Source organism: Pseudoalteromonas sp. J010, assembly GCF_003934235.1.
In the GTDB taxonomy this organism is placed as follows: Bacteria; Pseudomonadota; Gammaproteobacteria; order Enterobacterales; family Alteromonadaceae; genus Pseudoalteromonas; species Pseudoalteromonas peptidolytica.
In genome coordinates this window covers 1-26,158 of sequence record NZ_RDBW01000020.1, presented here as the reverse complement: position 1 = coordinate 26,158, position 26,158 = coordinate 1, and the positions used below count along the sequence as shown (strand labels likewise).

General features: G+C 41.5%; 17 protein-coding genes. 6 read left to right on the top strand and 11 right to left on the bottom strand.

All coding sequences use genetic code 11. The features are described 5' to 3' along the window. Positions 1 to 297 precede the first annotated feature (297 nt). The 5 genes from EAG18_RS12315 to EAG18_RS12295 all read right to left on the bottom strand — a co-directional run bounded on the left by EAG18_RS12315 (position 298) and on the right by EAG18_RS12295 (position 7,384). Positions 298 to 1,632, bottom strand: coding sequence for an ATP-binding protein (locus EAG18_RS12315; protein WP_125252686.1), 1,335 nt, complete (start codon positions 1,630 to 1,632; stop codon positions 298 to 300). Between the two features lie 129 nt (positions 1,633 to 1,761). Next, positions 1,762 to 2,451 (bottom strand): response regulator transcription factor, encoded by a 690-nt coding sequence (locus EAG18_RS12310; RefSeq protein WP_045989012.1) that lies wholly within the window; start codon positions 2,449 to 2,451, stop codon positions 1,762 to 1,764. Positions 2,452 to 2,662: 211 nt separating this feature from the next. Continuing rightward, positions 2,663 to 3,151 (bottom strand): hypothetical protein, encoded by a 489-nt coding sequence (locus EAG18_RS12305; RefSeq protein WP_125252685.1) that lies wholly within the window; start codon positions 3,149 to 3,151, stop codon positions 2,663 to 2,665. A 203-nt stretch (positions 3,152 to 3,354) separates the two neighbouring features. Beyond that, positions 3,355 to 4,167, bottom strand: coding sequence for a hypothetical protein (locus tag EAG18_RS12300; protein WP_125252684.1), 813 nt, complete (start codon positions 4,165 to 4,167; stop codon positions 3,355 to 3,357). A 499-nt stretch (positions 4,168 to 4,666) separates the two neighbouring features. Next, on the bottom strand, positions 4,667 to 7,384 hold the full coding sequence (locus tag EAG18_RS12295) for a hypothetical protein (RefSeq protein ID WP_125252683.1): 2,718 nt from the start codon (positions 7,382 to 7,384) through the stop codon (positions 4,667 to 4,669). Between the two features lie 275 nt (positions 7,385 to 7,659). Between EAG18_RS12295 and EAG18_RS12290 the strand changes: the two genes are divergently transcribed. Beyond that, the gene (locus EAG18_RS12290; RefSeq protein WP_125252682.1) at positions 7,660 to 9,897 is read left to right on the top strand and encodes a ricin-type beta-trefoil lectin domain protein; all 2,238 of its coding nucleotides are present in this window, start codon (positions 7,660 to 7,662) and stop codon (positions 9,895 to 9,897) included. A 188-nt stretch (positions 9,898 to 10,085) separates the two neighbouring features. On the opposite strand, the gene EAG18_RS12285 is transcribed toward EAG18_RS12290, so the two are convergent. Continuing rightward, complete coding sequence (locus EAG18_RS12285) at positions 10,086 to 10,382, bottom strand: YkgJ family cysteine cluster protein (protein WP_125252769.1); 297 nt, start codon at positions 10,380 to 10,382, stop codon at positions 10,086 to 10,088. Positions 10,383 to 10,788: 406 nt separating this feature from the next. On the opposite strand from EAG18_RS12285, the gene EAG18_RS12280 reads away from it, so the two are divergent. Further along, positions 10,789 to 11,964, top strand: coding sequence for an efflux RND transporter periplasmic adaptor subunit (locus tag EAG18_RS12280; RefSeq protein WP_125252681.1), 1,176 nt, complete (start codon positions 10,789 to 10,791; stop codon positions 11,962 to 11,964). Positions 11,965 to 11,970: 6 nt separating this feature from the next. Beyond that, positions 11,971 to 15,132, top strand: coding sequence for an efflux RND transporter permease subunit (locus EAG18_RS12275; RefSeq protein ID WP_185745595.1), 3,162 nt, complete (start codon positions 11,971 to 11,973; stop codon positions 15,130 to 15,132). A gap of 300 nt (positions 15,133 to 15,432) precedes the next feature. On the opposite strand, the gene EAG18_RS12270 is transcribed toward EAG18_RS12275, so the two are convergent. Further along, positions 15,433 to 16,647, bottom strand: a complete 1,215-nt coding sequence (locus EAG18_RS12270) for a pyridoxal phosphate-dependent aminotransferase (protein WP_125252679.1) — start codon at positions 16,645 to 16,647, stop codon at positions 15,433 to 15,435. Positions 16,648 to 16,998: 351 nt separating this feature from the next. Further along, positions 16,999 to 17,343, bottom strand: coding sequence for an Hpt domain-containing protein (locus tag EAG18_RS12265; protein ID WP_125252678.1), 345 nt, complete (start codon positions 17,341 to 17,343; stop codon positions 16,999 to 17,001). Between the two features lie 88 nt (positions 17,344 to 17,431). Here EAG18_RS12265 and EAG18_RS12260 point away from each other — a divergent pair, with 88 nt between their 5' ends. Together EAG18_RS12260 and EAG18_RS12255 are read left to right on the top strand one after the other, a co-directional pair. Then, positions 17,432 to 18,052, top strand: a complete 621-nt coding sequence (locus EAG18_RS12260) for a tRNA-uridine aminocarboxypropyltransferase (protein WP_275557289.1) — start codon at positions 17,432 to 17,434, stop codon at positions 18,050 to 18,052. 7 nt (positions 18,053 to 18,059) lie between these two features. Next, complete coding sequence (locus EAG18_RS12255; protein ID WP_125252677.1) at positions 18,060 to 18,860, top strand: CLCA_X family protein; 801 nt, start codon at positions 18,060 to 18,062, stop codon at positions 18,858 to 18,860. Here the strand turns inward: EAG18_RS12255 and EAG18_RS12250 are convergent. The 3 genes from EAG18_RS12250 to apbC form a co-directional block, all read right to left on the bottom strand. Then, positions 18,820 to 21,285 (bottom strand): EAL domain-containing protein, encoded by a 2,466-nt coding sequence (locus tag EAG18_RS12250; RefSeq protein ID WP_125252676.1) that lies wholly within the window; start codon positions 21,283 to 21,285, stop codon positions 18,820 to 18,822. The genes EAG18_RS12255 and EAG18_RS12250 overlap by 41 nt on opposite strands. A gap of 697 nt (positions 21,286 to 21,982) precedes the next feature. Next, the gene (gene dcd, locus EAG18_RS12245) at positions 21,983 to 22,567 is read right to left on the bottom strand and encodes a dCTP deaminase (RefSeq protein WP_125252675.1); all 585 of its coding nucleotides are present in this window, start codon (positions 22,565 to 22,567) and stop codon (positions 21,983 to 21,985) included. Positions 22,568 to 22,569: 2 nt separating this feature from the next. Further along, a complete protein-coding gene (gene apbC / locus EAG18_RS12240) occupies positions 22,570 to 23,673 on the bottom strand; it encodes an iron-sulfur cluster carrier protein ApbC (protein ID WP_125252674.1) in 1,104 nt (367 codons plus the stop codon). Positions 23,674 to 23,875: 202 nt separating this feature from the next. On the opposite strand from apbC, the gene metG reads away from it, so the two are divergent. Further along, positions 23,876 to 25,912, top strand: a complete 2,037-nt coding sequence (gene metG, locus EAG18_RS12235) for a methionine--tRNA ligase (protein WP_125252673.1) — start codon at positions 23,876 to 23,878, stop codon at positions 25,910 to 25,912. Positions 25,913 to 26,158 lie beyond the last annotated feature (246 nt).

Genomic DNA, 26,158 nt, shown 5'->3' with positions numbered 1-26,158 from the left:
GGTGTTTTTAGTTAGCGCACGGCTCAACCTTGAGCCTTTCCCTAAGCCCAGAGCTTGCAGGTAAGTCTCTGGGCGTTTTTTTCTAAAAATAAGGTTTCGCTTAGCATAAAACCTTTTCATACCGTGCTTCTTCAAGCTGTGATGGTAGATTTAATTACTACCAAAATGAAGACTATGGAAGGTATGATCCAAGTATAGGGCTTGTAAATTTGACGCTGTCTATGTCACGGGATCTAAAGATTATCATAGGTACGTTTGTGAAAGTGACGAACATAAAACAGCCTAAATAGTTTTGCCTTACTTGCCCGAACATTCAAACTCTAAATCAGATATAGTAACGGAGACTACCAGCCCTGAGTCATATCGTTTATTTTCTATATGAACTGTTCCACCTAAACGGTTTGAAACAGTATTTACTATCGCAAGACCCAATCCAAAGCCACCGCTTGATTTATTTCTGCTAGAATCTAGCCTTGAAAATGGCATTAAGATATGGTCAATTGAGTCTTCTGGGATCCCAGGGCCATCATCCTCGACTACAAAGCTAATCAGGCTGTCTACTTGAGCAAGTGTTACTTTTATCTGAGTCCTAGTGTATCTAATTGCATTGGATATTAGATTATCCACTATCAATTCAAAATAAAGCGGTATGCCCTTTAATTTGATTTCATCTGATATTTTACAGTCAAAGTGGATGTGCTGGTTATTTCCTATAAAAAATCTAATCCTCTCTTTAATGATATTAGAGAAATCACAAATTGAGAGCCGCTCATTACTCTGCGAGCTTGACACACGTGCTAGTGTAAGAATGTTGAGCGACAAACCTTCTAGCTCATTAGCGTAACGCTTTAGTTGAAAGAAAGCAGTATCATCTTCTAAAAAAGCATGCTTACGGGTAATCACCTCTATCGCAAGTGCAAGGCCATTGAGAGGATTTCTCAATTCATGAGACATGGCGTAGGACATTACCTGCTGCTCTTCCATCATCTGCTGAATATCCTCAGCCATTTTATTCATCGTCTGTGCAAGTGAGAAAAGCGGCTCTGGTACTTGTGCTTGAATGCGTGTTTGAAGCTTACCTGCACGCCAGTCATGGCTGGCAAGCTCTATTGGCTTAAGTATCCGTTTCAACCATAGCAGTAACAACATAAGTATTAGTGCAAGTGCTGAGATCCCAGCAATCAGTACCGTAAGCTGGAATCTTGCGTAAAGCATTTCTTCTTGTTGATGAAATTCCTCTTCCTTTTTCTGAAACTCAGTAAGTAAATGAGGCTCTTGAGCCGTACTAATTTCTCTAATCACGAGCGAACGATTTGAAATTACTCGTGTTTGAATTGCTACAAGTACGTCCAGCTCATCGCTAGTATATACCTCTACCCCTTCTAGCGTTTCTAAATAGGTCAATTTACGCTTGTACTCTTGCAGATTGTCATCATCAAGAAAACAAACATAAAAACCATGACCATCAATGTCATAGTTCCATTTACTTTGAGAGCGCGCGACCGGATCATGCTCTTGTAATACCTCAACTGATATCTTTTGTATGTCGATAACAAAAGCCTTTGTGGCATATTTTTCATCTACATTTGTAAAATAGCAGATGGTAATAAGTAAAATGCTGATCAGAGCCAATAAGATCCAAAAAAAGAAATGCCAGAATATATGTATGCGCCTATTCAACCTAATACACCTTCAATAACGCCAATTAAATTTATTACCCCATAAACTTGAAAGAGGCATATCTAACTTATGGTCTTAACGCTATGTCTTTGCGAGCATATAACCTTTATTTCTCACTGTAACAATGATCGAATCGCCGATAAGCGCTGTGGAGAGTTTTTTTCTGAGACTTGATACCCGCATGTCTATTGAGCGGTCTTGAGCATCACATTCAATACCTCTTGCCAACATAGAACATTGATCACGAGATACTGTGCTACCAGCATTTTCTGCAAGGAGGTGTAATACATCAAACTCTGCGGAAGTTAAATCGAGTACTTGCCCTGAGCTTAAAGTCACTATTCTTTGATCCGGGAAAATATTCAATCCGCTTACTGAAAGGCACCGACCAACCTCTTTGTTCACCTCGTTTAGCCGCCTTAAAATAGAACTGATACGTGCAATTAAAACAAGAGGCTTTAATGGTTTTAGTATGTAATCGTCTGCACCGGCTTTGAGTAGCGCAACCTCAGAAATATCATTATCCTGGCCCGTTAGCACTATCACTGCGCCTTGATAAAAGCACCGCAACTCTTTACATATCTCAAGACCTGATTTACCTGGTAACATCAAGTCTAATAAAATCACATTAGGAGTATGCACTCTAGCTTGTGCAATAGCCTCCTCACCATCAGTGCAAATTTTACATTGATATCCTTCTGACTCTAATAACATGGCGGTCAATTCAGCCATTTCAAAGTCATCTTCAACAATCAAGATAGAAGTATTCATAATGTTTCCCGTGTTCTAATTTTCTTGAGGGTCTGTGATGGGCAGCGTGAGCCTTTACCTGGTTGCCGCATAATTGAATTGTTGATAGCACGTTTAGAAATGAGTGAAATATTAGCTATGAGCAAATACAAAGCATTACAACATTCAGCTAGCCCCTTACAAATAAATCTCACATCATGCTCAAGACTAATAACCGCTCCCCCAAAATCACTCATTTAGTAGCAGACGACCTAAAAACGGTAATGAAAAGATTGGGTTTAAATATCATAGCAAAGCTAATCATTGACTGAAGTACGCTTCCTGATATCCAAAAGCTGTCAGCYGCAGTACTCGAAATTGCACTAAAAAACGCAAAGTATATTTCACTTGGTAATGTACTAACACAATCAACTAAGAAATACAGCCCGACAAGCTGGATCAAAAATGCTTCTGCATTTTTATTAAACGGTTTTGCGTCTACATCATCAATATGCTGTGCTATCTTGCCTGAAATCTTAAAAATAAAATAAGCACAGATAAGGCCACTTAAGATAGAGGAAGAAACCACAGCTAAATACGCAAAGCCGTCGTTGCCGGTTACTTCGTCTACTCCACTGGTTAAAAAATAATTAATGATTCCGGGCATGTTCATGCATACCTGGATCAGCATCCATATTGCCACCACCCGCAGTGATAGCGCTGTCAGTTGTTTGGTATTCATATAGTTGTCCACTTTAAAGAGCTAAGTTGAATAGCTTTCTACGAAGGAGTATGGCTTTTTATGCTTGAATGTAGAGATAGGGTGAGTAACTTAGCGTCAGTGCTCGCGCTTAGCTACTCTTCAATCTCTATCATAGTAAAAGGCTAATCTTTGATTACATGTAAGTACAATCAACTAGCTCTTATTCTATCCAAATCTAAAACTTAGAATGAGTCTTTACTAATGAGTGTACTAATAATGCTTTTCTCGTGATCTTTTGCCAATAGCAGTGTATAACGGTGATTAAGGATAAATTTATAATCTATCACAACACTATTTGAACCTGACTTTGCAGTTAGCGACACCAGTTCTGAATTATTTTTGCACGAAACAATATGGTGAATATTAGAGTCACCAGGCACTAAGTYTGCACTTTGGCCATCAGCACATTTACCCTCCAAATTCAATGTTGCATTTTCTGATAAATCGAACGCATCTACAACAATAGCGCTTTGTGAGGATGGCTCAAAATTGGTATGAATAAGCGACTGAGATAGCTCGGTTTCACCGTTGTGATAGGTGACCAAAAGAGTAGATGTATCATCGATTTGTTCGTTAAAGGCTGTGCTAAAGCCCGACGTGAGTTGCTCTTTATTGTTTGCGTTGTTTGTTGTCACGCTGACTTTATTTTGGCCAGGAAAGCCTAAGGTGAACTTTACTGTTTCATTTACTTTAGGTAAAAACACACCACCTGATGTAACGTATGGCATGATACTATACGTAGTCCGCTTAACTTCAGTATGAGAGCCACCCACTGACTTCACATAGTGGTAGTTATGGTCTAATTCAATGTTCGTCATATTGATGGCGGTAATACCTAGGATGCTCTCAGTCACGTTCACCGTGTTATCAGTAGTCGTATCAACTCCCGATTTCACATCCACCTCTTCAACTTTTTTATTTTTATCGCTGCCGCCACCGCAGCCTACAAGAATAGTAAGTAGTATAAGGCACGACGCAGTAATATGTATTTTCATTAATCCCTCTTTTTGTAATATTTTATCTAATGCAACATTTGCATTAAATCATATTGTAAATAGCACAACTGTTATAAAGTGTTATAAATAGTTTGAATTTAGAGCAAAAAGCTCAAGTAAATAATTCAACCAGTTGGTTCTTAATGGAAAGTTAAATTCTCAACCACGTTTAAAGTGATAATATTTTATATTTATGATTCAGAGTGCAAAGTAATTCCAGCTATTGAGCACTCAAAGTGTAACTCCCCCAAAAAGCTCACACAGTTCGTGACATACGCTGGATCCATGACGCATACTCTTTACAAGCAATGAGTCATTATGATGTAAAACACCCAAGGAGTAGAGTGTCGGTGCACAACACCCTCAGTCCAAAAGAATGGCAGAGTTAACAGCAGCAGTGTAAGCGACCCCAACAGTAAAAGGATAGACCCAGTTATGAGTCTGGGTCTATCACCCCTTTGAAGCCAAAGTGTTTAAACTTTAGTTGCATATGGCTATGTTACCAGCCGGCATATCCTAGGTTGTCTTCACTGTCACTGGGACTGCCAACAATATTACCAAAGCAATTTACATGGGCACGATAATCATCACTGGCCCACGCTTTTCCGTAACCGAACCCTTGGTCGGCACCACGTACATACACGTCTTGGCGATTATCAATCATGGATTCAATATTACGCCAGACCGTCCCATCTCGTTTACTCACGTTATGCCAACCGGCACCTGGACTTGAAGCTTGAATACGCACCTCTGCATCTGGTGGGAATTGACCGCGCTCAAACTCAACATATTTACCATCACCTATACGGGTATCATTCACCAAAATAATACCGCCAGAACGGACACTGTAACGCAATTGATGGCTTGTACAGAACTTACCGTCAATCCCTCCAGTAGTGGTGTAAGCATCGGTATATGATAAGTACCCGTCTTTTCCGTCACCTTGGAAGAACACACCAACTCGGCGTTTTAAGCCACCCATGTTGGCTTTAATTGCAGTTTCAACACCTGTACTTGAGGTAAAATCGTCAACACCAAACACGTTTAGTGGATAGCCTCGGGTAACATACCAACGCAGCATGTCATTGATACCTTGATGATGAACCGAAGGCAAAGAAGTATATAAATCATTGTTACGGGAATCCATCCCTTCGCGGTTGGCTTTCTTAGCCATCTCAATCAAGTTGCTCGCCGTACCCTCAAAACTCATTGAGGCCGCAAAAGTGGGCATCGCTGGCGCTGCTAATCCACATACAGCAGCTGCTAATGGCGCTAATGGTCCCGTTGCAAATGCCCCTGCACTACACATACCGGTGATCATGCCAACAGATCCAGGATCTCGCAGTAGGCCACCAATAATATTTGCCGTATCAGGTGTGACAGCGGCGGACATATAGCTCATGGTATCTTGTGGATCTTGTAAATATTCTTGTAACTTACCAAGTCTCTCGTTAAATAGGCCTTCAGGGTTTGTTTCACCTTTAAATTTATATCGAAAGCCATTTGTCCAGAACTTGTCATCATGAGGGTTGTTACTCGTATTACCAGAAATCATCACCATGATATTCTTACCGGTCGACAGTAACTGCGAAACCGTAGGGTTAAAGTTGTTGGCAAGTGAACTTTTGGTCACCATTCTGTCACCCATCACTGACACAACCTTGTTAAAAAACGCTTGTTTTTCAACTTCAGTCATACCATCAACTTTATTACTGCCAGTACCTGGTTTATGAAAACGACTCATTTCTAACAATACAATTTCATCGGGGTTATTACTGGCAAAGTCAGCTATCTGTTGCAGCGATGTGGTTAAATCATTGCTTCCAGCTGCGCTGTGAAACCACACATATTTTAGCTTGCCATCAGCTTGAGGCAAGCCGGCAACGCGTAAGTCTAAATATCTAAAACCGGCTTCTAGTTGGGCTTTAAAGTCATCAGTCTGAGTCTTATCCCAGTTAAACACTATTTCTTCAAAACCAAGCTCGTAAGCCTTGGTGAAAATATCCTCTTTTTTCACCAAAGGGTTGCCTTGTTCAATATCATAAGAACCACTATCGTGAGTTCCGGGGATCACAATTTGTGAGAGTTTTTTGTCTTTGATATGCTGATATATTTCACTCATCCAGCGTTTTTTATCAATACCAAAAACCCCAGAAACAATTTGGAACGAATCTATTTCATCATTAAAGTGAGACATTTTACTAATAGGATAATCAGTTTCAAAAGTCACGCCTCTAAAGTCATCATAGCTAAAACCTTTTAAACCAATCCCAGAGCCGTGCATCGAAATAGCAGAAGTGCCATTTTTAAAGCGATGCATATTTGACACTTGCTCACCTTCAGCGGCACAAAATGCAGTTCCACGATATTCTGGATGTTCCCACAGACAAATATAATTATTACTTGGGCGGTGTGCTACTTTAAAAGAGTCAACATCATCATCAAACTCACCAAATTCGGCGATATCTTCGTAACTGGTAAAGCTCTCGCCACTAAAGTTTGAGTGAGAGTATCCCGTAAACGTCACCTCTCCAGAAAGCCGCAAAGACGAATTAGAATTAATCATGTTAGTCAGGTTACTAACGCTCTCCCCTGCCTCTGCGCATTGTGCAGAGCCACGGTAATTTGGATGCTGCCAAATACAAGCGAAGTTATTACTACTGCGCTTTATTACTTTAAATGAATCTATATCATCGTTAAAGGAACTCATCTCGGCTACAGGTAACATCATAGTCATTGTCGAACTAGAAAAATTAGCTCGTTCATAACCGATAATTTTTACATCGCCATGAATACTCACCGATGAAGTTTCATTCTTAAAGCGATTAAGATTTGATACTGACTGACCCTCCGCGGCACAAAATGCGGTACCGCGTTGATTTGGATGCTGCCAAAGACATGCAAAATGTTGGCTTGGCTTATTAAATACAACAAAAGAATCCATGTCATCGTCATACTCCCCAAGCTCTTTAATACTAACAAAACTAGTAAAGTAATCATCCCGCTGATGGGAACGCTCAAAACCAGACATGGCAACATTTTTACCTACTTTTATGGATGACACTTCGTTTTTCTCATTCATATCATTGTAAGCGCCTACACCATAACACCCCATTAAGTTATTAAAACCAGGATCACGGTACAAACAAACTTGATCGTCATTAGCCCAGCTATGTCCAGACATAACGAGTAAATAAAGTGGAACTATTTTTCTCAAGGTTATCCCCTCTAAATTGAAATTCTAAAATCACATGCCCCACTGAAAACTCAAAAAATTAACAAGCAGGCATCTTTTTTTATCATCAAGGCAACGCGAAAAACAGAGCAAAAGACAAAAGCAAACAATTAAAAATATCAGTAGGTTAATGCTTACAATTAACGACAGCAAACGACATAACTTGACAGACGAGCGCGGCAAAATTTGGCAACATCAAAACTGAAAATGCTAATTAAAAGTTTATTTTTTGTTATTTAACGGAAGGAGTAGTAAATATGAAAAAACCAATTTTGACATCAGCTATTGCACTTGCATTATCTAATGCAACGCCAGTTATGGCAGATTGGGCAAGTGATGCGCTAAGCCATCAATCACGGTTACAGAAGCAAGTACCGTTAGTTGATGGTATTTATGCTGGTACTCATAATTCGTACAGTTCAAATGCTTATAATTTAAAACTTTATGAAAACCAAGATATCAGTATTACAGCACAGCTTAATGCTGGAGCAAGAATTTTAGAACTCGACATTTATCGCACCCGCGACGTTGAGTACGGTGCATTATATCTATGCCATAGTTCAGGTCGCTGTAGTACAGCAGCCGGTACTCTTAGCGAGTATATCTACTTTGATACCGCACTACGAGAAATCGCAACATGGGCGAAAGCTAATCCAGACCAAGTGCTACTTATTAAGATAGAAAATGGCAATCTAGAAACTGAAGATTGGGTATATTTCCGTGAAGGTATACAGATGCAAATTGGCGATATTGTGTACCGTCCAGAGGGTCGCTATAGCTCAATCCCTTCAGACCTCACACCAAAACATCTATTAGATTTAGGTAAGCAAATATTATTTTTCGGATGGTCAGCGGACAAGAGTGACATCTCAAAAGAATGGATGTTTCAATACAATGGCATAGAAGAAGGTAATGAAGGTCCTWGGAGTAACTGTTCTAAACATGCTGGCGAGGGTAAGTTTTCCTTGTTTTTTGAACAGCGAGACGAAGATAATCCAACACCCGATACTCATATACGCCCAAACGAAGTGAGCGGTAGATCAAAATGTGGTGGCACGTGGTTCGGCTTTGATTGGTTATCGGCGCAAAATGATGCTCGTATGAAGGCTGCAGTTTGGAGCTGGGCGGAAAATCAACCTGATGCTATTGCGGGTACGGGTGGCACTGACAACGTCTCTTGTGCTGTGAGCCATCAAGGTAGATTTTATGATGATAGCTGCGGCTTGAGTTTTAAGTTCGCTTGCGAAAACCCAGAAGGAGAATGGAAAATCACTACTGCCACCGGCCCTTGGTCTACAGGTGAATCTCAATGTCAAAGTGAATTTGGTGATGATTTCCGCTTCTCAGTGCCAAAAACGTCTAAGCAAAACGAGTCGTTAAAAATGGCTTCGGCTTTGACCGATCACTGGGTTAACTACTCAAAAGGTCACGGCGAGCACTGGTTAAGTGGAGAAGACCGCATCGCGCTGAGCGACGAGACGCCGCAAGAGTCACTTTTAAAAGCGGCGATTGTCACCGATTATACTTTCAATTATTCAGATGAAGATACGGATGCCGGATTAAACTTAGCCATCTACCGTCCTAAGCTTCCTGGTGCAAATTGGTATATGCTTGGCGATACCCCAGCCTTTGCCGCAGATGGCCCTCATGCCTCTGGATATGCACGCCACCCAGGTCAGTCAATTGTGGTTTATGATGATGGTTCAGGAAAATTGGCAGATCCAATTCGTTATGATTGGAAGTGGAATGATTGGAAAACTGGTGGTAAATACGATATCACCTTTTGGCACCCAGTTGCTCCTAGCGGATATACCTGCTTGGGCGATGTGGCTGTTCGCTCTCACGACAGAAGTCGTCCAAATCTGCCAATCAAATGTGTTCGCGATGATTTATTAGTCGACGGACAAGCACATTTTTATTGGAATGATAACGGCTCAGGTGGTGAATATGATGCCACAGCTTATCTCACCATCGCAAAAGGTGATGCCAATGTTAATCATACTACAGTAGCAAACACCATCAGGTTAAGTGGTGGAACTGCTCATAAAGTGCTTAACTTTGACAAAATTGACATTATAAATGGCCCCAAAGCGATCATTGATAAACAATATACCGAAATAAAGGCACTCGGTAAGTGTATTGAGCCAAGCAGTGACGCTTTCTATGACGGCTTGAATGTTCAGTTATGGGATTGTAACACCACAGCACGACAAAAATGGGCATATGATGAGGTAACAGGGTTTATCAGAAATCAACATAATCCACTATACTGCCTTGACAGCACAGGTGCCAYCGGTGACTTTGATAGTGTTACTATTTATCAATGTACTGATCATATTAACTTGAAGTGGAGTTGGACAGGTGAGCGTATCAAGCCACAAGCCAATTCAGCTTTATCTTTAGATGTACTCGAAGCCAATTCAGCAAATGGTACGGATATTATTCAATATCAAGATAATAATAGCGCCGCGCAAGTTTTTACTAGAGGCAATTAAAACATAAAATCAAGAGCTACCTTGGGTAGCTCTTACTATCCTGCGCTCGATTACCAAAAGCAAGTAAGACTGACGTAAAACACAGACGACACAATAGCGAGCAAAATACTAAATATACTACAGAAGCCGGTATATTCTCTGGTTACACTAGTACGATTTTAGTTACAGGAGACGAAACCAATTCCTGTCTAGCCTGTTAAACTCTCTAATTCAATGAGGTATGTATACGCATGCTCTTTGTTGTTGAAACAAATGTCTATATCGACATCGAAGTCCAAGCAGACTTTAGGCCTTTCTGGTTTTCCAAATAGCTTACACAAATCATTATTATCTAGCTGAACACATCGAACACCTGAAGGCTTTCCATCGGGCATCCCTGGAATAGGTGTTGTAATGGACGGTGCCACACAGCATGCGCCACACCCTTTTCCCACCTTATCAATACACGGGGAACTATCTGTAGCTATGAATGTACCAACCGGCATACTTGCACCACCTGAGGTTTTTAAAATTGATGTATATTTTAGTACATTCAATTCTTACTCATCAACTCTTTATACGTAACCAACAAACGCCAACCTATAAAATAGTAAATCTGATAATTCAGGTTTCGTCGTAGTAACTCGTTTACCCTTTTTATGTTTAAAAATAAAGTATTAAAAAGGAGATGTTATGATTTATCTTACTGATTGATAATCTTAGATTTTCCTAAGAACCAGAGGCGACGCTGCCTTAGAATGTAACGATTAATTTAGGTACGCAAAGCTTTGTTACATATTCCCGTAGGATTTAAACACCTCGACATAACTATTCGCGTATTCTTAAGCTTATCGATGATCCAGAGCCGTTAATCTGGATTATTAAAAATCATTCAACAGGAAGGATTTTAACGTGGCTAGTAAAAAACAAATCATTCTACCGGTTGCCGTTCTCGCGGTGAGTATTGCAGCGGCTGTTGCCATGTCTGCAATGAAACAGCCTCCAGAAGAAAAACCAGAGGAAATCACTCATCCACTGGTGCAGGTTCAACCAATAGAAGTTGCACCAGTTCGACTTAACGTCTCCTCGTACGGTGTCGTCGCACCTAAGTATAGTACCGAATTAGTTGCTCAAGTGAGCGGTCAAGTTATTGATCTTGATGAGAAGTTTGTAAAAGGCGGTTTTGTTAAAGAAGGAGATATACTGGCGCGTATCGACCCTAATGACTACGAAGCTGCGCTTATTGAGGCCGAGGCTGCATTGGCACAGGCAAGTTCAGCGCTAGAAATAGAACAAGCTCAAGTGCAGGTTGCCAAAGCTGAGTGGCAACGAATAACCGCCAACGCGAACGAAAAGATCCCGTCAGAGCTTTATTTAAGAAAGCCACAGCTTGCAGAAAAGCTAGCGCGCTTTAAAGCAGCACAGGCTGCGGTAAAACGTGCCAAGCGCAACTTAGAACGTACTTATATCCGCGCCCCTTACGATGCAATTATTGAGTCTCGTACTGTCAGTCTTGGTAGTGTAGTAAACCCAGGTAATGGTTTTGGTAAGCTAAATGCTACTGCTGTCGCAGAAGTTAGACTCCCTGTAGCAGACAAAGAGCTACAATACCTACCTCAACAAGGCGTAGGCGCTGAAGTAATGTTAACCGCCGACGTGGCTGGTCAGTCTATGAGCTGGAAAGGACAAATTGTCCGCAGTGAAGGAGTAATAGATAACAAAAGTCGGATGACATACCTTGTGGCTCAAGTTGAGCAACCCTACAGTCATTTGCTAAAACCACTTCGGTTTGGTGCTTACATTAATGCTGAAATTCAAGGTCTATTAATTGAAAATGCAACACTTATCCCTCACCACTTAGTTAAATCTGGGCGCGTAGCGACGCTCGATGACCAAGATAAGCTCAGCTATAAAAAACTCAACATCATCCGTGAATATAACGGTATGGTCGTCGTAGATAATGGCGTTAGCGCTGGTCAACAACTTATCACTTCAGCCCTAGACTACCCTTCAGAGGGAATGCAGTTACGCATAGATGATGCTGTCATGCAAAGTGCTAACACACAACTGGCACTTAAAGAGGAGTAAGTGATTATGCTAAGCACAGAAAAAGGCCTAATAGCTTGGTTTGCACGAAACCCTGTCGCTGCCAACCTACTGATGATTTTTATTATCGTAGGAGGACTGCTCACCGCATTCTCAATTCGCAAGCAGATGTTTCCGCAATACGACAGTAATTGGATTAGTGTCCAAGCTGTATACCCTGGTGCAGCACCTCAAGAAGTCGAAGAAGGTATCACCATAAAAATCGAGGAATCCATGGAAGGACTCGAAGGGATAAAAAGACTAATTACTTACTCAAACCGAGGTTACTCTCAAACATGGATAGAAGTGGACGAACAGTACGACACCAAAGAGGTGCTTGATGAAGTAAAAATGCAAGTTGATGCTGTATCAACATTCCCGTCGGGTATGGAGCGCCCTATTGTTCGCCATGACAAAGCAACACAAGAGGTGATGTGGCTATCATTGAATGGCGATCTCACTCCTCATGATCTCAAAGAACTGGGTAATCGTATTCACGAGGAGATGCTATCACTCCCAGGTGTTAACCTAGTGCGCTTTGATGGCGGACTGGATTACGAAATATCAATAGAGATAAGCCCCGATAAAATGCGTGAATATGGGCTGAGCTTTAGAGCCGTTGCTGATGCCGTCAAAAACTTTTCAGCAAACATGTCCGCAGGACAAATCCGCTCTGAAAATGGTTATATTTCGATGCGCGTCGAAAACCAAGCATATCGTGGTGATGAATTTAGAAAGCTCCCCCTGTTGACTCTACCGGATGGCGCGCAAGTCTATTTAGGTGATGTAGCCATCATTAATGATGGTTTTGAAGAAGGTTTACAGTACTCGAAATACAATGGTAAAAATTCTCTTGTATTTGAGGTGAGTGCCTCTAAAGATCAAGACATTACCAAAGTCGCCTCTGTGATAAAAAATTATTTGGAGGCTAAAAAAGGCGCTTTACCACAAGGTGTTGAACTAGAACCATTTATTGATTTGACCTACTACCTAAATGGCCGCCTTAACATGATGCTAGAGAATATGGCGCTTGGTGGCGTATTGGTTATGTTAATGCTTGCACTATTCTTACGTGTTCGTCTAGCATTTTGGGTTATGATGGGGCTGCCAGTGAGTTTTTTGGGGGCATTTTTAATGATGCCTATTGGCTTTTTAGACGTCACAATTAACCTAGCCTCACTGTTTGCATTTATCCTCGTGTTAGGAATAGTAGTCGATGACGCCATTGTTGTTGGTGAGTCCGCTCACGCAGAAATCGAAAAGCATGGCCATAGCTTAGATAATGTTGTTCGAGGAGTGAAGCGAGTCGCAATTCCTGCAACGTTTGGAGTACTGACAACAGTTGCTGCATTTTTGCCACAAACCCTAGCAACAGGACCAACAGCTGCATTTTCTAAAGCCATTGGTGGCGTTATTATTCTTTGTTTGTTGTTTTCTTTGGTTGAATCTAAGCTAGTTTTACCTGCCCACTTAGCAGCAATGAAGGACAAACCTAGCAACCCAAAAAACCCGTTTCATCGGTTAAGAGAAAAGATGGATCGTGGCTTACAAAGTCTTATCGAAAACAGCTATCGACCTTTTATTAACCGCTGTATCCATTACCGTTATACCGTCATTGTTGGATTTTTGGCTGTACTTATTGTCAGTGCAGGAATGTTTGCTGGTGGCTTAGTTAAGTTTGTTGCTAACCCTAAAATTCCACACGACTTTCCAAGAATTTCTATTGATATGAACTTATCGTCATCAGAAACAGCAACTTTGAACTCGATCCAAAAGATAGAACAGATGGTGCTCAGTGTTGATAAAGAAATCGAAGCTGAATATGGGAAAAAGATGATCCGTGATTATATGGTCAATATGAATGGCCGTACCAGTGCTAACATCATGGTTATCTTGGTTGAACCAGACGCTCGTCCAATCGACACTTTTGCATTGAGTGCTAAGTGGCGTGATGCAATGCCCACGCTGCCTGGAGTGAAGTCGTTAAACATTCAAGACAGTATTATGAATGGTGGACGTGATGACGGCGATATTAGCTTTAGATTAGAAGGTAGAGAAAAGGCTGCACTACAAGAAGTCGCTGCTAAATTAAAAGATAAATTAGCCACCATCGAAGGGGTTGGTGACATTAACGACTCGATGCAATCTGCAACCGATGAAGTGCAGTTAGAGCTTAAGCCACTGGCCTACAGTCTTGGGCTCACTTTGGCGGACGTCGCCTCTCAGGTTAACTTCAGTTACTATGGTCTTGAAGCTCAACGTATCTTACGCGATGGTGAAGAGATTAAAGTGATGATCCGTTATCCAAAAGAACATCGTGATACAATCAGTGACATCCAAGATGTTCGCATCTTAACACCACAAGGCGCTGAAGTTCCGTTAGTTGAAGTCGCTGATGTAAAACTCGTGGATGGTGTTAACCGTATCCGTCGCGAGAATGCCAAACGCACTATCAACGTATGGGCTTCAGTAGATACAGAAGTAGCTCAGCCATTTGAAATTGCTAAACAAATTCGTGATGAATACTTACCTAGTTTACTCAAAAATTACCCAAGTGTACAAAGTGCTGTTGCTGGGCGAGTTCAAGAAGAGATGGATAGTGTTGCCGAGCAAATTCGCGATTTTGCGCTCTCGTTGATGATCATCTTTGCCTTACTCGCAATACCACTGCGCTCTTACTCACAACCACTTATTATCATGTCGGTTATCCCATTTGGAGTAGTTGGTGCAGTATTTGGTCATATGGTTTTAGGGATGACCATGAGTAGCCTATCTTTCTTTGGGATCATCGCAGTTGCTGGTGTCGTGGTGAATGACTCCCTCGTTATGGTCGATTTCGTCAATAAAGCACGCGATGCAGGAACTAGCTTGAAAGATGCAGCGGTTGAAGCCGGCTGCAAACGCTTTAGAGCGATTCTCTTAACGTCGCTTACCACGTTTATCGGTTTGGTACCTATCATTATGGAGACTAGTTTACAGGCTAAGATAGTGATCCCGATGGCTGTTTCGCTGGCCTTTGGTGTACTCTTCGCCACAGTGATCACATTGGTGCTTATTCCATGTCAGTATGTTGCGCTGGAGGATATTAAACGCCTTGGTCGCAAGTGGCTCAAAAAAGACGGGCATGAGCAATCAAAGGTAACAACTGAGTTGAAATCTAACACCAATTAAATTCTGAGCATTTCGTTTGGATTGGGGTGAACTACCCCTCTTCGAATTTTAGTTCTAAAAATACATTTACATTACTAGCCCACCAAAAAGCTCGGAAACTTTTCCGAGCTTTTTATCGTTTGTAAAATGCGTTCTGCAAAGTATGAGTTAGTTAGCTAATTACCCGAGTCTCAGGTTACGTAAATAATCTATTTTGAGGCAAAAAATTGCTCTTTAGTTGTTCTAAATAAGAAATTTTTAACACACCTCATGCCAGATTTACTCCTTTAAAATAAGGTGGTATTAACTCACTTCTATGCTTTACTGACGATAGTGAGCAAAGAAGCGCTTTATTCGCTCCATTGAAGGCACTAAATCGTCTTTATGTGGTAAGAACACCAGTCTAAAATGATCCGCTGTTGGCCAATTAAAAGCTCGTCCATGAACCAGCAAGATTTTTTCTTCTTTTAGTAAATCCAGCACCATACGTTCATCATTTTTAATATTAAAGCGCTGCATGTCTACCTTGGGAAAAGCATACAGTGCGCCTTTGGGCTTCACGCAGCTTATCCCTTCAATGTCATTCAGGCCATTGAACGCAATATCACGCTGTTCATACAATCGTCCCCCGGGTTCTACAAGCTGATCGATAGACTGGATCCCACCTAGCGCCTGCTGAATTGCAAACTGCGCAGGCACATTTGCACAAAGCCGCATGGAGGCCAACATTTCAAGTCCGGTGGTGAGATCTTGCATAACCGAAAGTTTCCCACTTAATACCATCCACCCCATGCGGATCCCCGCAGCTCTATATGTTTTGGCAAGACCATTAAACGTGATCACTGGAATATCGTCACATAAACTAGCTATCGAAAAGTGCTCGGCATTGTCATAAAGAATTTTTTCGTATATTTCATCACTTAGCAGTAAAAGCTTGTGCTCTCTGGCGATATTAATGAGAGATTCAAGAAGCGCCTTATCGTAAACTGCACCTGTGGGATTGTTTGGATTAATAAGGACAAGTGCTTTTGTTTTACTTGTGATTTTACTTTTTATATCTTCAATATCCGGAAACCAATCTTGTTGCTCATCACAAAGGTAGTGAACCGGTTCACCTCCTGATAACTTCACTGCAGCTGTCCAAAGTGGATAGTCTGGTGCAGGAATTAGCACTTCATCTGCATCATTAAGTAACGCTTGTGCCGTCATTTGAATTAGCTCACTAACACCGTTACCAATAAAAATATTATCGACGCTTATATTCGGGAAGCTTTTTTGTTGATAGTACTGATAGACAGCCACTCTGGCAGAATATAACCCCTTCGAGTCGCAGTATCCTTGTGCCGAGTAAAGGTTCTTTATAATGTCTCGGTGCATATCCTCTGGCATATCAAAGCCAAACGCAGCAGGGTTACCAATATTTAGCTTGAGCACTTTCATGCCCTCATCTTCCATCTTTTTTGCCTGCTCTAAAACTGGGCCACGAATGTCGTAACTTACCCCGTTTAATTTATTACTTTTTGTTATTTGTAGCATTTATTCCCCCCTCAATTTGCTCAAGCATATATCACAATGCTGTATTAATGCTACGCTGGCAATCACTTTTTGTGTGGTAAAAATTACTACAAGATACATAGTATTAGACAGGTACTGACTGACGGCAATGACCAAAGCTGAGCACTATGTTGTTTCAACCTCAGCAAGCAATATTTAGGATGTAATGGTAATAATCTGACTTGGCGTTGAGCGATACCATGCGTGGCATTAATGCTCTGTCGATTTTTAAGCGAAAAATATAACTAAACACGTTGTTTAGAACGACGCGGGCTGAACATTCTGGCCCAAAAAGGAAAAAGAGGTCGTATCACCGACCTATACCCCGTTTAGCTATGTTTTGACACTCAACCATTGCTCTAGCTTAGATTTTGAACCTACAACTTGGGAAGATAACTCTTGGATCGCATTGTCAACAACGCCCTGATCGTTTTGTATTAGTGCATGTTCTAAGGTTTTTGCTAGGTCGCTCAAGCTAGACGCCCCAAATTGAGCTGCGTTAGATTTTAAGCTATGAGCATGACGAATAGCAGCCTCTTGGTCGTGATTCAAACTTAACATTAATTCCGATGCCAAACGCTCAAATTCCGAACAACAAAAATGAACGGTGTCTTCAAACTGCTCCCCTAGCAACATTTGCATGTTTTCTAAGGCGCTTTCATCTATTACGATGCTCATAATTTTCCTTAAATTTTATATGCTATTACTTATGCTAGCCAAATCTAGTTTCTTGTGCAAAGTAAATACGCAATAGATATGGTAAAATATGCCATCTTTTTTAAAACTTTTTGTCTTTATGAAGCGTAATACTTGTCCTGTTTGTGCCTTTCCCCTTCAAACCTGTGTTTGTTCATATATCGGTGAATTAATAGATAACTCAATTGAAGTGGTTGTTATGCAGCATCCGAGCGAGGCAAAAGTAGCAAAAAACACCGCAAAGTTACTCGCTTTGCAATTACGTAACATACAAATAGTGGTTGGAGAAAATGAACGAGACTTCGATAATCTAAAAGCATATTGCGAACAAAAACACGTCGCGCTGCTTTACCCTAATGACCAAGCTCAATCGCTGGTTCAACAACGCGATGAATACGCTAACTTACATGCTGTTATTGTCCTCGATGGAACCTGGAAAAAAGCGACCAAACTTTATCAATTAAATCCATGGCTACACCATTTGCCAAGTCTCAAATTTGATACAGTTGACGCCAGCGAATACACCATCAGAAAATCAAAGCATAAGTACAGTTTATCAACTTTGGAGGCTACAGCGCATTTTCTTAACCTCATTGACTCCTGTAATGTGGATGCACTTTATACATTACAAAAAGGCATGGTCGAAGAGCAGATGAAATTAATGCCTGTCGACGTAAAAGCGAGATATTGAATTACCGATGAGCCAGAACACAAAACGCTCAAGATTGCACCAAGGATATGGTCGTAATGGTCCAGATTATCGCTTTGGCGATCAGGTCGACTTTAGCGAAATAAAGCTGACTTTCGGATTCAAAACCATGACTATTGGCAGCTGGGTAACGCCTGAGGAGTCACGCTTATCTGCAAACTTGATTTATGACTCCCTTGCCGATCTAGCACAAATTCTTGGGGTTCCACCTACAGTAATAGGGCTAAGAGGAACCTTGAACTTTGCCTTTGGAACAGGCGGAAGACCAGGAGTACAAGCACATTACGCTCCAACCGCTAGAACACTTGCACTCGCAAAAAACGCCGGTGGTGGTGCACTTGCCCATGAGTGGTGGCACGCTTTTGACCACTATATTTGTCAACATTTGATCAAACAGCCAACACAGGCTTTTGCATCTTCAGCATGGCTTTTATCCACAAATACAATCGCTCACCCTCTCAATAATATCTTATCTGATTTTTATGCTGCCGTGCTACTGACTGAGAGCAAAGCGCAGCCAAATGAGTATTTTCATGTCGCTAAGCTTGCTGATAAAGCAAATAAACAAGTCTACTACGCGCTGCCAGAAGAACTCACTGCACGGATGTTTGAAGCGGTGATTGCCTATCATGACGACATTGAAAACTCATTTCTCGCAGGAGGCATAAAAGGCTCTGAGCAAGAGAAATTGGGGATCTATCCACTCCAAAGACACAGAGCGCACTGTGCAAAGATAATTCATCGCTACTTTAGCGAATTAGGAACGATTTTATATCAGAAGCAGAGTTAACTTTTTCCAGCCAACTTAAAAACTCATTAAACGGTAACGGCCGAGAAATAAAATAACCTTGAGCGTAGTCACAGCCATAAGCCTGCAAGCGAATATAGCTATTGATGTCTTCGACACCTTCAGCCACCACTTTTGACCCCAAACTATGTGCCATATCACACGTTGCTTTACAGATAGTTTGATTGCTTTTTGAGGTTTCTATATCCATTACAAAGCTTTTATCGATTTTTAATTCATCAAAACCCAATTTACTCAAGTAAGCAAGCGATGAGTATCCCGTGCCAAAATCATCTATCGCAACTTTGACTCCTATCGAACGATAATCATCAAGCATACCTTTAAGCTCAGTTTCATTACCAATCGTCACAGACTCTGTAATTTCAATCATTATTTGCGACGGTGCCAGTGATAACTCATTGATAAGCGTGATGAGCTGCACTGATAATTCTCGGCGGCTTAGATCTCGTCCCGAGACATTTATAGAAATTACATGCTCAGGAATTTGCTTCGTGATCTGAGCTTGGTATTTTAACGCCTGCTCCACCACCCATTCGGTGATCTCGTAGATTTGTCCGGATGACTCAGCAATCGGTATAAACTCATCGGGTGGTATATAGCCAAGATCAGGTTGCAACCACCTAATTAACACTTCAGAGCCAAATACTCTTCCTGTTCTAAGGTCAACTTGAGGCTGGAAAAATAAGCTAAACTGTTCTTGTTCTATTGCACTTTTTAAAAAAGAGGTCAATTTTAATTGACGCTCACTAGACATTGAACTTTCAACGTCAAACAAGTGCCATCGTTGGCCATTGTGCGTTTTGGTATTTAGCGCCTGCAAGGCGCGTTGTACCAGCTTTTCAGTTGTTTTGGCGTGCATTGGATAATTTGCTACACCCACATCCAAGCTATCGACAATTTTGGTATCTTTATACCACACCCCTTCCTCAAAAACGGATGATAAAATACAAACATACTGTTCAACTTGACTGACTTCAATTTTACCATCAAGCACTATCGCGAAGACTTGGTCTTCCAGTCGGTAAATATGTGTATCTCCTTTATTTGCAACAGCTGCACTACCATACGTATTAATTTGCTCATGTACTTCCTTAAAGAGTTTACTAATATGTTGATTCGCAAACGTCAGGCCAAAATTCAGTCGAATAGATGGTAATATTAACGGTTTAAAAAGCAATAACGTATGGGGCTTATTCTGCTCTTCAAGTTTTGCAAGAGCACCGAAAAGAGCGAACTTATTAGGAAGTGCTGTTTCTTTATCAAATTGTGCATAATGGATATAAATGCGTCTTTTTTCAGCATCATGCCAAATTACAAACAAAAGCAGCAGTATCAAGTGTAAAGCAATTAGACTGTCATTCACTATCGACACATGCTCTGTGGTACTGTTGATAGTCTGACTTGCCGCAAACCCTATTAATACAGCCACTATAGGAGACCAAATCGCCACACAGAAATACACTTCTTTTGCATTGCTTTTATCTTGACTAGCTAAAATAATGGCGCTCAAAACGATCGCCACAATAACCATTGTTGACTGCATCGCAAACGGTAAATCAACGTTGGCAACGGCAGCAGCAATCCCAATCAAAACATATACTCCAGCTATCAACTTGATTCCTGATTTGAACTTTCTAGCTAGCCGATTTTGCGTCAGAAAATAATGAAAAAACAGGAGACAAAATCCAAGTGAGAAGCACATGAAACTATCACTAAAGTGCATAAAATTAGCACTATTTTGATAGCTTATCACAACGTCAGTGAGTCCTTTATGAGCAACATATAATAGTGCCAAAGATAACAGATACCCACCGACGGCGAGCAAACTGGTGCGCTTTGAAATTACTCCTGTACTCAACATAAAAATGCTGATCAGGCACATTACTCCAAAAAAAACTCCCATGAAAAACAGCCGTACATTGGTCGTTTTCACGTAGTTGCTGTAAGGTATAATCTCGACCTCTGAGGTAGAAACATAAGGTGAACTTATTTTGGCGAATACAACACGGCTGGGCGTGTTCGGCTCAAAGATAAAATGAGGGGAAAGATTGGGTAGCGCGGCCGAAATATTAAGCTCACTCACAGGATATAAACTATCATCTGTCGCCATCAAGTAAAACTCTACACCACCAAGCGAAGGTCGCTCAATAGACACCACTACTTTGCTGTTTAGCATCGATTCAGGAACTTGAACACGAAGCCAAACGTCAACCCCCTTGGGTATTGACACAGTGCCCTTTGATGCTGTGAACGTAGCGTCTGAGAAAGCGCCATAACCCACTGATATTTCAGGGTTTCCATCTATTGCTTTTAGCGTGTACTGGTTAAGCGTTACAGATGCAGCTGTAAACACACAATATATAGTAGCGAGCATCAGTGCGGCATATCTAGCTACGCTAAGCCACATACTTTTTCTCCTTGCTTCACTTTTATACCGAGTTACGTATTTAACCGGAGGTTTGGATAAGGAATGCGTCAACTCGAATACGTCAACTCATTGTTTTTGAGACCACATTAAACTACATTCTTATCTAGCCAGACAGTTTTAGGGACAACAAGGCGAATTTACGAACCAATAGCTGGCTATTGGGAGTCAATTCAACGCAGTTAGCGCTAAAACCGACAGCTAGAACGACATTAATTAATTATCCGAAGCTCAGGTTGTTTTCTAATCGTTTTGCTGTTCACCATGACGGTGACTACTAACATAAGTATGGTGAGGTTCAGAGTAAATGCAAAAATATTATTGAATTTAAATCGTTATGGAGAGGTTTGAGAGACAGTCTAAGATTAATGTAACTACACAGCTTATCAGCCGGGTATAATTTTATCGCCCTTTCCTAGCACCGTATTTGAGGGCCGTGTTGAGCCTATCATAAGAGCGGGCTGTCGTGTAGCGTTCGCTTAACATACCCTCGTTGTCTGAAATGTCAGTGTGGTGAAAAACATTTAATACCAACTGTGCAGATAGAGTGATGGCATTGACTGGCTATCAAAGAATAATTGCGTATAGTTAATGGCAGTCATTGATAGCCAGAAAATTTGATGATAACCGAGCTCACGTGAGCTGCGAGTAAGTATTAATTACCAGCAGCTCAAGTTAATTATTTATCATCACTGATGCGAGACGCAACGGCGCTATTTTGATCTTTATACTTTGCGTCTTTACGTTCATTGTATGGAAACTCAGCGGCGCAGGTCATAGTTTCAAAACTCATCGCACCGATTTTCATGTTTGGTCGAAGTGCCAAAGGCAACTTGCCTGAATTGTAGAACTCTAGAACAATATTGCCTGACCAACCGGGGTCAATACGATGCGCGGTAACGTGAACCATTAAACCTAGCCGTGCCAAAGACGAACGACCATCAAGCCAGCCAACGAGATCAGCAGGTAGCGTTACCTTTTCAAACGTCATCGCCAGCGCAAGCTCCCCAGGGTGCAAGAAAAAAGCTTGACCATCTTCTAACACAATTTCATCACTCATGATTGACTCCATCGCGGCATTGATCTGATCTTTGGGGCCACTGAGATCTACATAAGGTGCGGCATGATCTTGGAATACTCTAAACTTGTTACCAAGTCTCAAATCTACCGTTACCCCTGAAATCATATCTGGTTCAGGCGTAGGCTCTATGACTATACGCTGTTGTTCTATYGCTTCTCGAATGTGGGTATCCGATAATCTCATTCTTAATCTTCCGTCATCACAATCTCAACACCCGACGTTGAGTTTGATTGATAATATAACATACTGGCAACCAGTTGGGCACAATCAACATAATGATCGGCTATATCATGATTATCCGTTTCGTTTTGTTGGTTTGGCTGATGAGTCAAAGCAACAATATCTTTACCTTGTTCTGTCGCTACTCTGATTTGGTCATTAAGCGGCACTTCCGCGAGTAAAGGTACACCATATCGACTTGCCAATGTAGTACCACCTGAGTGACCAAAAATTTGGTTGCGGCTGCCACACTGCTCACAATTGAAGTAACTCATATTTTCAACCAGTCCTAAAATAGGCAACTGCACTTTTTCAAACATCGCGATACCCTTTTGCGCATCCGCCAGCGCCAGCGTTTGAGGGGTAGTGACGATCACAGCACCACTGGCTGGCACTTTTTGCGTCATTGTAAGCTGAATATCCCCGGTGCCAGGCGGCATGTCTACAATCAGATAATCCAGCTCGCCCCACTCTGTTTCATTTAACAACTGGGTAAGTGCTTGAGAAGCCATTGGACCTCGCCAAACTGTGGCATTTTCTGCTGGAACCAAAAAGCCGATAGACATGGCTTTAATTCCCGACTTTTCAATTGGTAGTAAGGTTTTATCATCTCTTGCCTGAGGTTTTTCGTCCTCAAGAGCCAGCAAACTTGGTAATGAGGGCCCGTAAATATCGGCATCTAAAACACCCACTTTTGCGCCTTGAGCACGCAGCGCGTAGGCTAGATTAATCGCCGTCGTTGACTTACCCACCCCGCCCTTGCCTGAGGCAACAAGAATAATATGTTTAATGGCTTTAAATTTTGGTCGACCGACAACAATAACGTCAGATATCACCTCAACAGGCTTATTTAGATGTTGCTTCAAGTAGCTAGATATTTCTTGATCACATTGAATAGCAAACGGGAAGTTAATATGTACTTGAATTTGCTTGTTTGACTCTTGTACTTTAATCACCCAATTCGCATCAATTCCCACTGGTAATGCAGCACTGCGATAGCCACTTAAAAGCTCAATTATTGCTTGTTTGGTATTTTTTCCTCTGGCAAACCATTTTTCCAGTCCAAACATACAAATTAAACTCCTCTGGGTGATGAAAATAGCCTCGGAATTATGTAACATTCAACACATTAAAACCAGTCAATTCGCGGTTCATGGTCTGAACAAAGGTAAGTCACCTCACGCACTTGTGCATTCGAGCGTCAATAAGGTGAAAAATAAGCCAATTCAACACCATCAATTAAAAAGATCGCGCTAAATTCATGGAATCGTTATGACGAAGAGAAAAATTCTCATTACCAGTGCATTACCATATGCAAATGGCCCAACACACTTAGGCCACTTGCTTGAATATATTCAAACCGATATTTGGTCTCGCTTCCAAAAGCTACAAGGCCATGAAGCTTATTATGTCTGTGCAGATGATGCGCACGGCACGCCAATCATGCTTAATGCACAGAAGCAAGGTATTACGCCAGAAGAAATGGTTCAGCAGGTAAGCATTGAACGTCAACGTGACTTTGCCGATTTTAATATCGAGTTTGATAACTACCACAGCACACACAGCGACGAGAACCGTGAACTAAGCGAGCTTATTTACACTCGTTTAGACGAAAAAGGTTATATTAAAAAGCGTACAATCTCGCAGCTCTTCGACCCTGAAAAAAGTATATTTCTACCAGATCGCTTTGTTACTGGTACTTGCCCTACCTGTAAGTCTGAAGATCAAAATGGCGACAGCTGTGATGCCTGTGGTGCAACCTATAGCCCGACAGAATTAATTGAGCCTAAATCTGTAATGTCTGGTGCGACGCCAATTTTGAAAGATTCAGAGCATTACTTCTTTGACTTGCCAGCGTTTGAAGACATGTTAAAAACATGGCTGCGTTCAGGTAGTTTACAATCGGAAATGGCAAACAAACTAGACGAATGGTTTGCAGATGGCCTACAGCAGTGGGACATCAGCCGTGATGCACCGTATTTTGGTTTTGAAATACCAGGTGCCCCTGGCAAGTATTTCTATGTGTGGTTGGATGCGCCAATCGGTTACATGGCAAGCTTTAAAAACCTATGCCAAAAGCAAGGCCTGAACTTTGACGAGTTTTGGGGTGAAGGTTCTGACGCTGAGCTATATCACTTTATCGGTAAAGACATCATCTACTTCCACAGCCTATTTTGGCCAGCAATGTTAGATGGTGCTAATTTCCGCAAACCAAATAATGTTTTTGCTCACGGCTTTGTCACCGTAAATGGCGCTAAAATGTCTAAGTCTAAGGGGACTTTTGTAAAAGCTCGCACCTACCTTGAGCACTTAGATCCTGAATATTTACGTTATTATTACGCTGCTAAACTAAACAGTGGTGTTACAGATTTAGACCTAAACCTTGAAGATTTCGCGGCACGCGTGAACTCAGACTTAGTGGGCAAAGTGGTAAACATAGCAAGTCGCTGTGCAGGCTTTATCACTAAAAAGTTTGGTGGCAAACTAAGCGATACTGTCATGGACGAAGCGCTACTAAATAGCTTTGTTGCTGCAAAGGATTCAATTGCGACACACTTTGAAAACCGCGAATACAGCCGCGCTGTACGTGAGATCATGACTCTTGCTGACAAAGCAAACCAGTTTATTGACGCCGAAGCGCCTTGGGTGCTTGCAAAGAATGAAGACACTCTTGAGCGTGCACACCATGTTTGCTCCATGGGTCTTAACCTATTCCGCGTCCTGCTTACCTACTTAAAACCTATCCTTCCAGGTATGGCGAAAAATGTAGAAGCTTTCTTAAACACTGAGCTTACTTGGGAGAGCATTGACAGCGCCCTTGTTAATCACGAAATCAATAAGTTTAAAGCGCTAATGCAACGCGTTGAACTTGATAAAGTCAATGCCATGATTGAGTCTTCTAAAGAAAGCCTCGAAAAGAAAGTGGGTGGTCAGTCTGTTGAAGCCGATCCAAATAGTCCGCTTGCCAAAGAGCCAATCGCAGCAGAAATCGAATTTGATGATTTTGCTAAAGTTGACCTGCGTGTCGCGAAAATTGCAAACGCAGAACATGTTGAAGGTGCAGATAAGCTACTTAGGTTAACCCTTGATTTAGGTGGCGAAACACGTCAAGTGTTTGCGGGTATTAAATCAGCGTATTCACCTGAAGATCTTATCGGCAAGTTAACCGTAATGGTTGCCAACCTCAAGCCTCGTAAGATGCATTTTGGTATGTCAGAAGGCATGGTGCTAGCGGCAGGTCCTGGTGGTAAAGAGATTTATATCTTGAATCCAGACGAAGGCTCACAGCCTGGTATGCGGGTGATGTAATCACCGTATTACTTATATACAAATGAAGGCTTCTATTTAGAAGCCTTTATTTTTGCTGATACCAGATCTCAGTGCCAAATTTTATACCGATTTGCTTAATTAAGTGGTCTATTTTGAGGCGAGAGAATCTTGTCGATAACTCCGCTACCGCGTCCTGCTATCGCCAAGGTTCCTACCTCCTTGTAGGCAAGGCAAAAATTTTGCTATTTAGTTGTTCTAAATGAGAAATTTTTAACGCTGTTAGCG

Coding starts and splice junctions, on each gene's coding strand:
- EAG18_RS12275 (WP_185745595.1), top strand. CDS start 11,971: ATGCTAAGCACAGAAAAAGGCCTAATAGCTTGGTTTGCACGAAACCCT.
- apbC (WP_125252674.1), bottom strand. CDS start 23,673: ATGTTTGGACTGGAAAAATGGTTTGCCAGAGGAAAAAATACCAAACAA.
- EAG18_RS12285 (WP_125252769.1), bottom strand. CDS start 10,382: ATGCCGGTTGGTACATTCATAGCTACAGATAGTTCCCCGTGTATTGAT.
- EAG18_RS12265 (WP_125252678.1), bottom strand. CDS start 17,343: ATGAGCATCGTAATAGATGAAAGCGCCTTAGAAAACATGCAAATGTTG.
- EAG18_RS12310 (WP_045989012.1), bottom strand. CDS start 2,451: ATGAATACTTCTATCTTGATTGTTGAAGATGACTTTGAAATGGCTGAA.
- EAG18_RS12260 (WP_275557289.1), top strand. CDS start 17,432: ATGCCATCTTTTTTAAAACTTTTTGTCTTTATGAAGCGTAATACTTGT.
- EAG18_RS12250 (WP_125252676.1), bottom strand. CDS start 21,285: ATGTGGCTTAGCGTAGCTAGATATGCCGCACTGATGCTCGCTACTATA.
- metG (WP_125252673.1), top strand. CDS start 23,876: ATGACGAAGAGAAAAATTCTCATTACCAGTGCATTACCATATGCAAAT.
- EAG18_RS12255 (WP_125252677.1), top strand. CDS start 18,060: ATGAGCCAGAACACAAAACGCTCAAGATTGCACCAAGGATATGGTCGT.
- EAG18_RS12270 (WP_125252679.1), bottom strand. CDS start 16,647: ATGCTACAAATAACAAAAAGTAATAAATTAAACGGGGTAAGTTACGAC.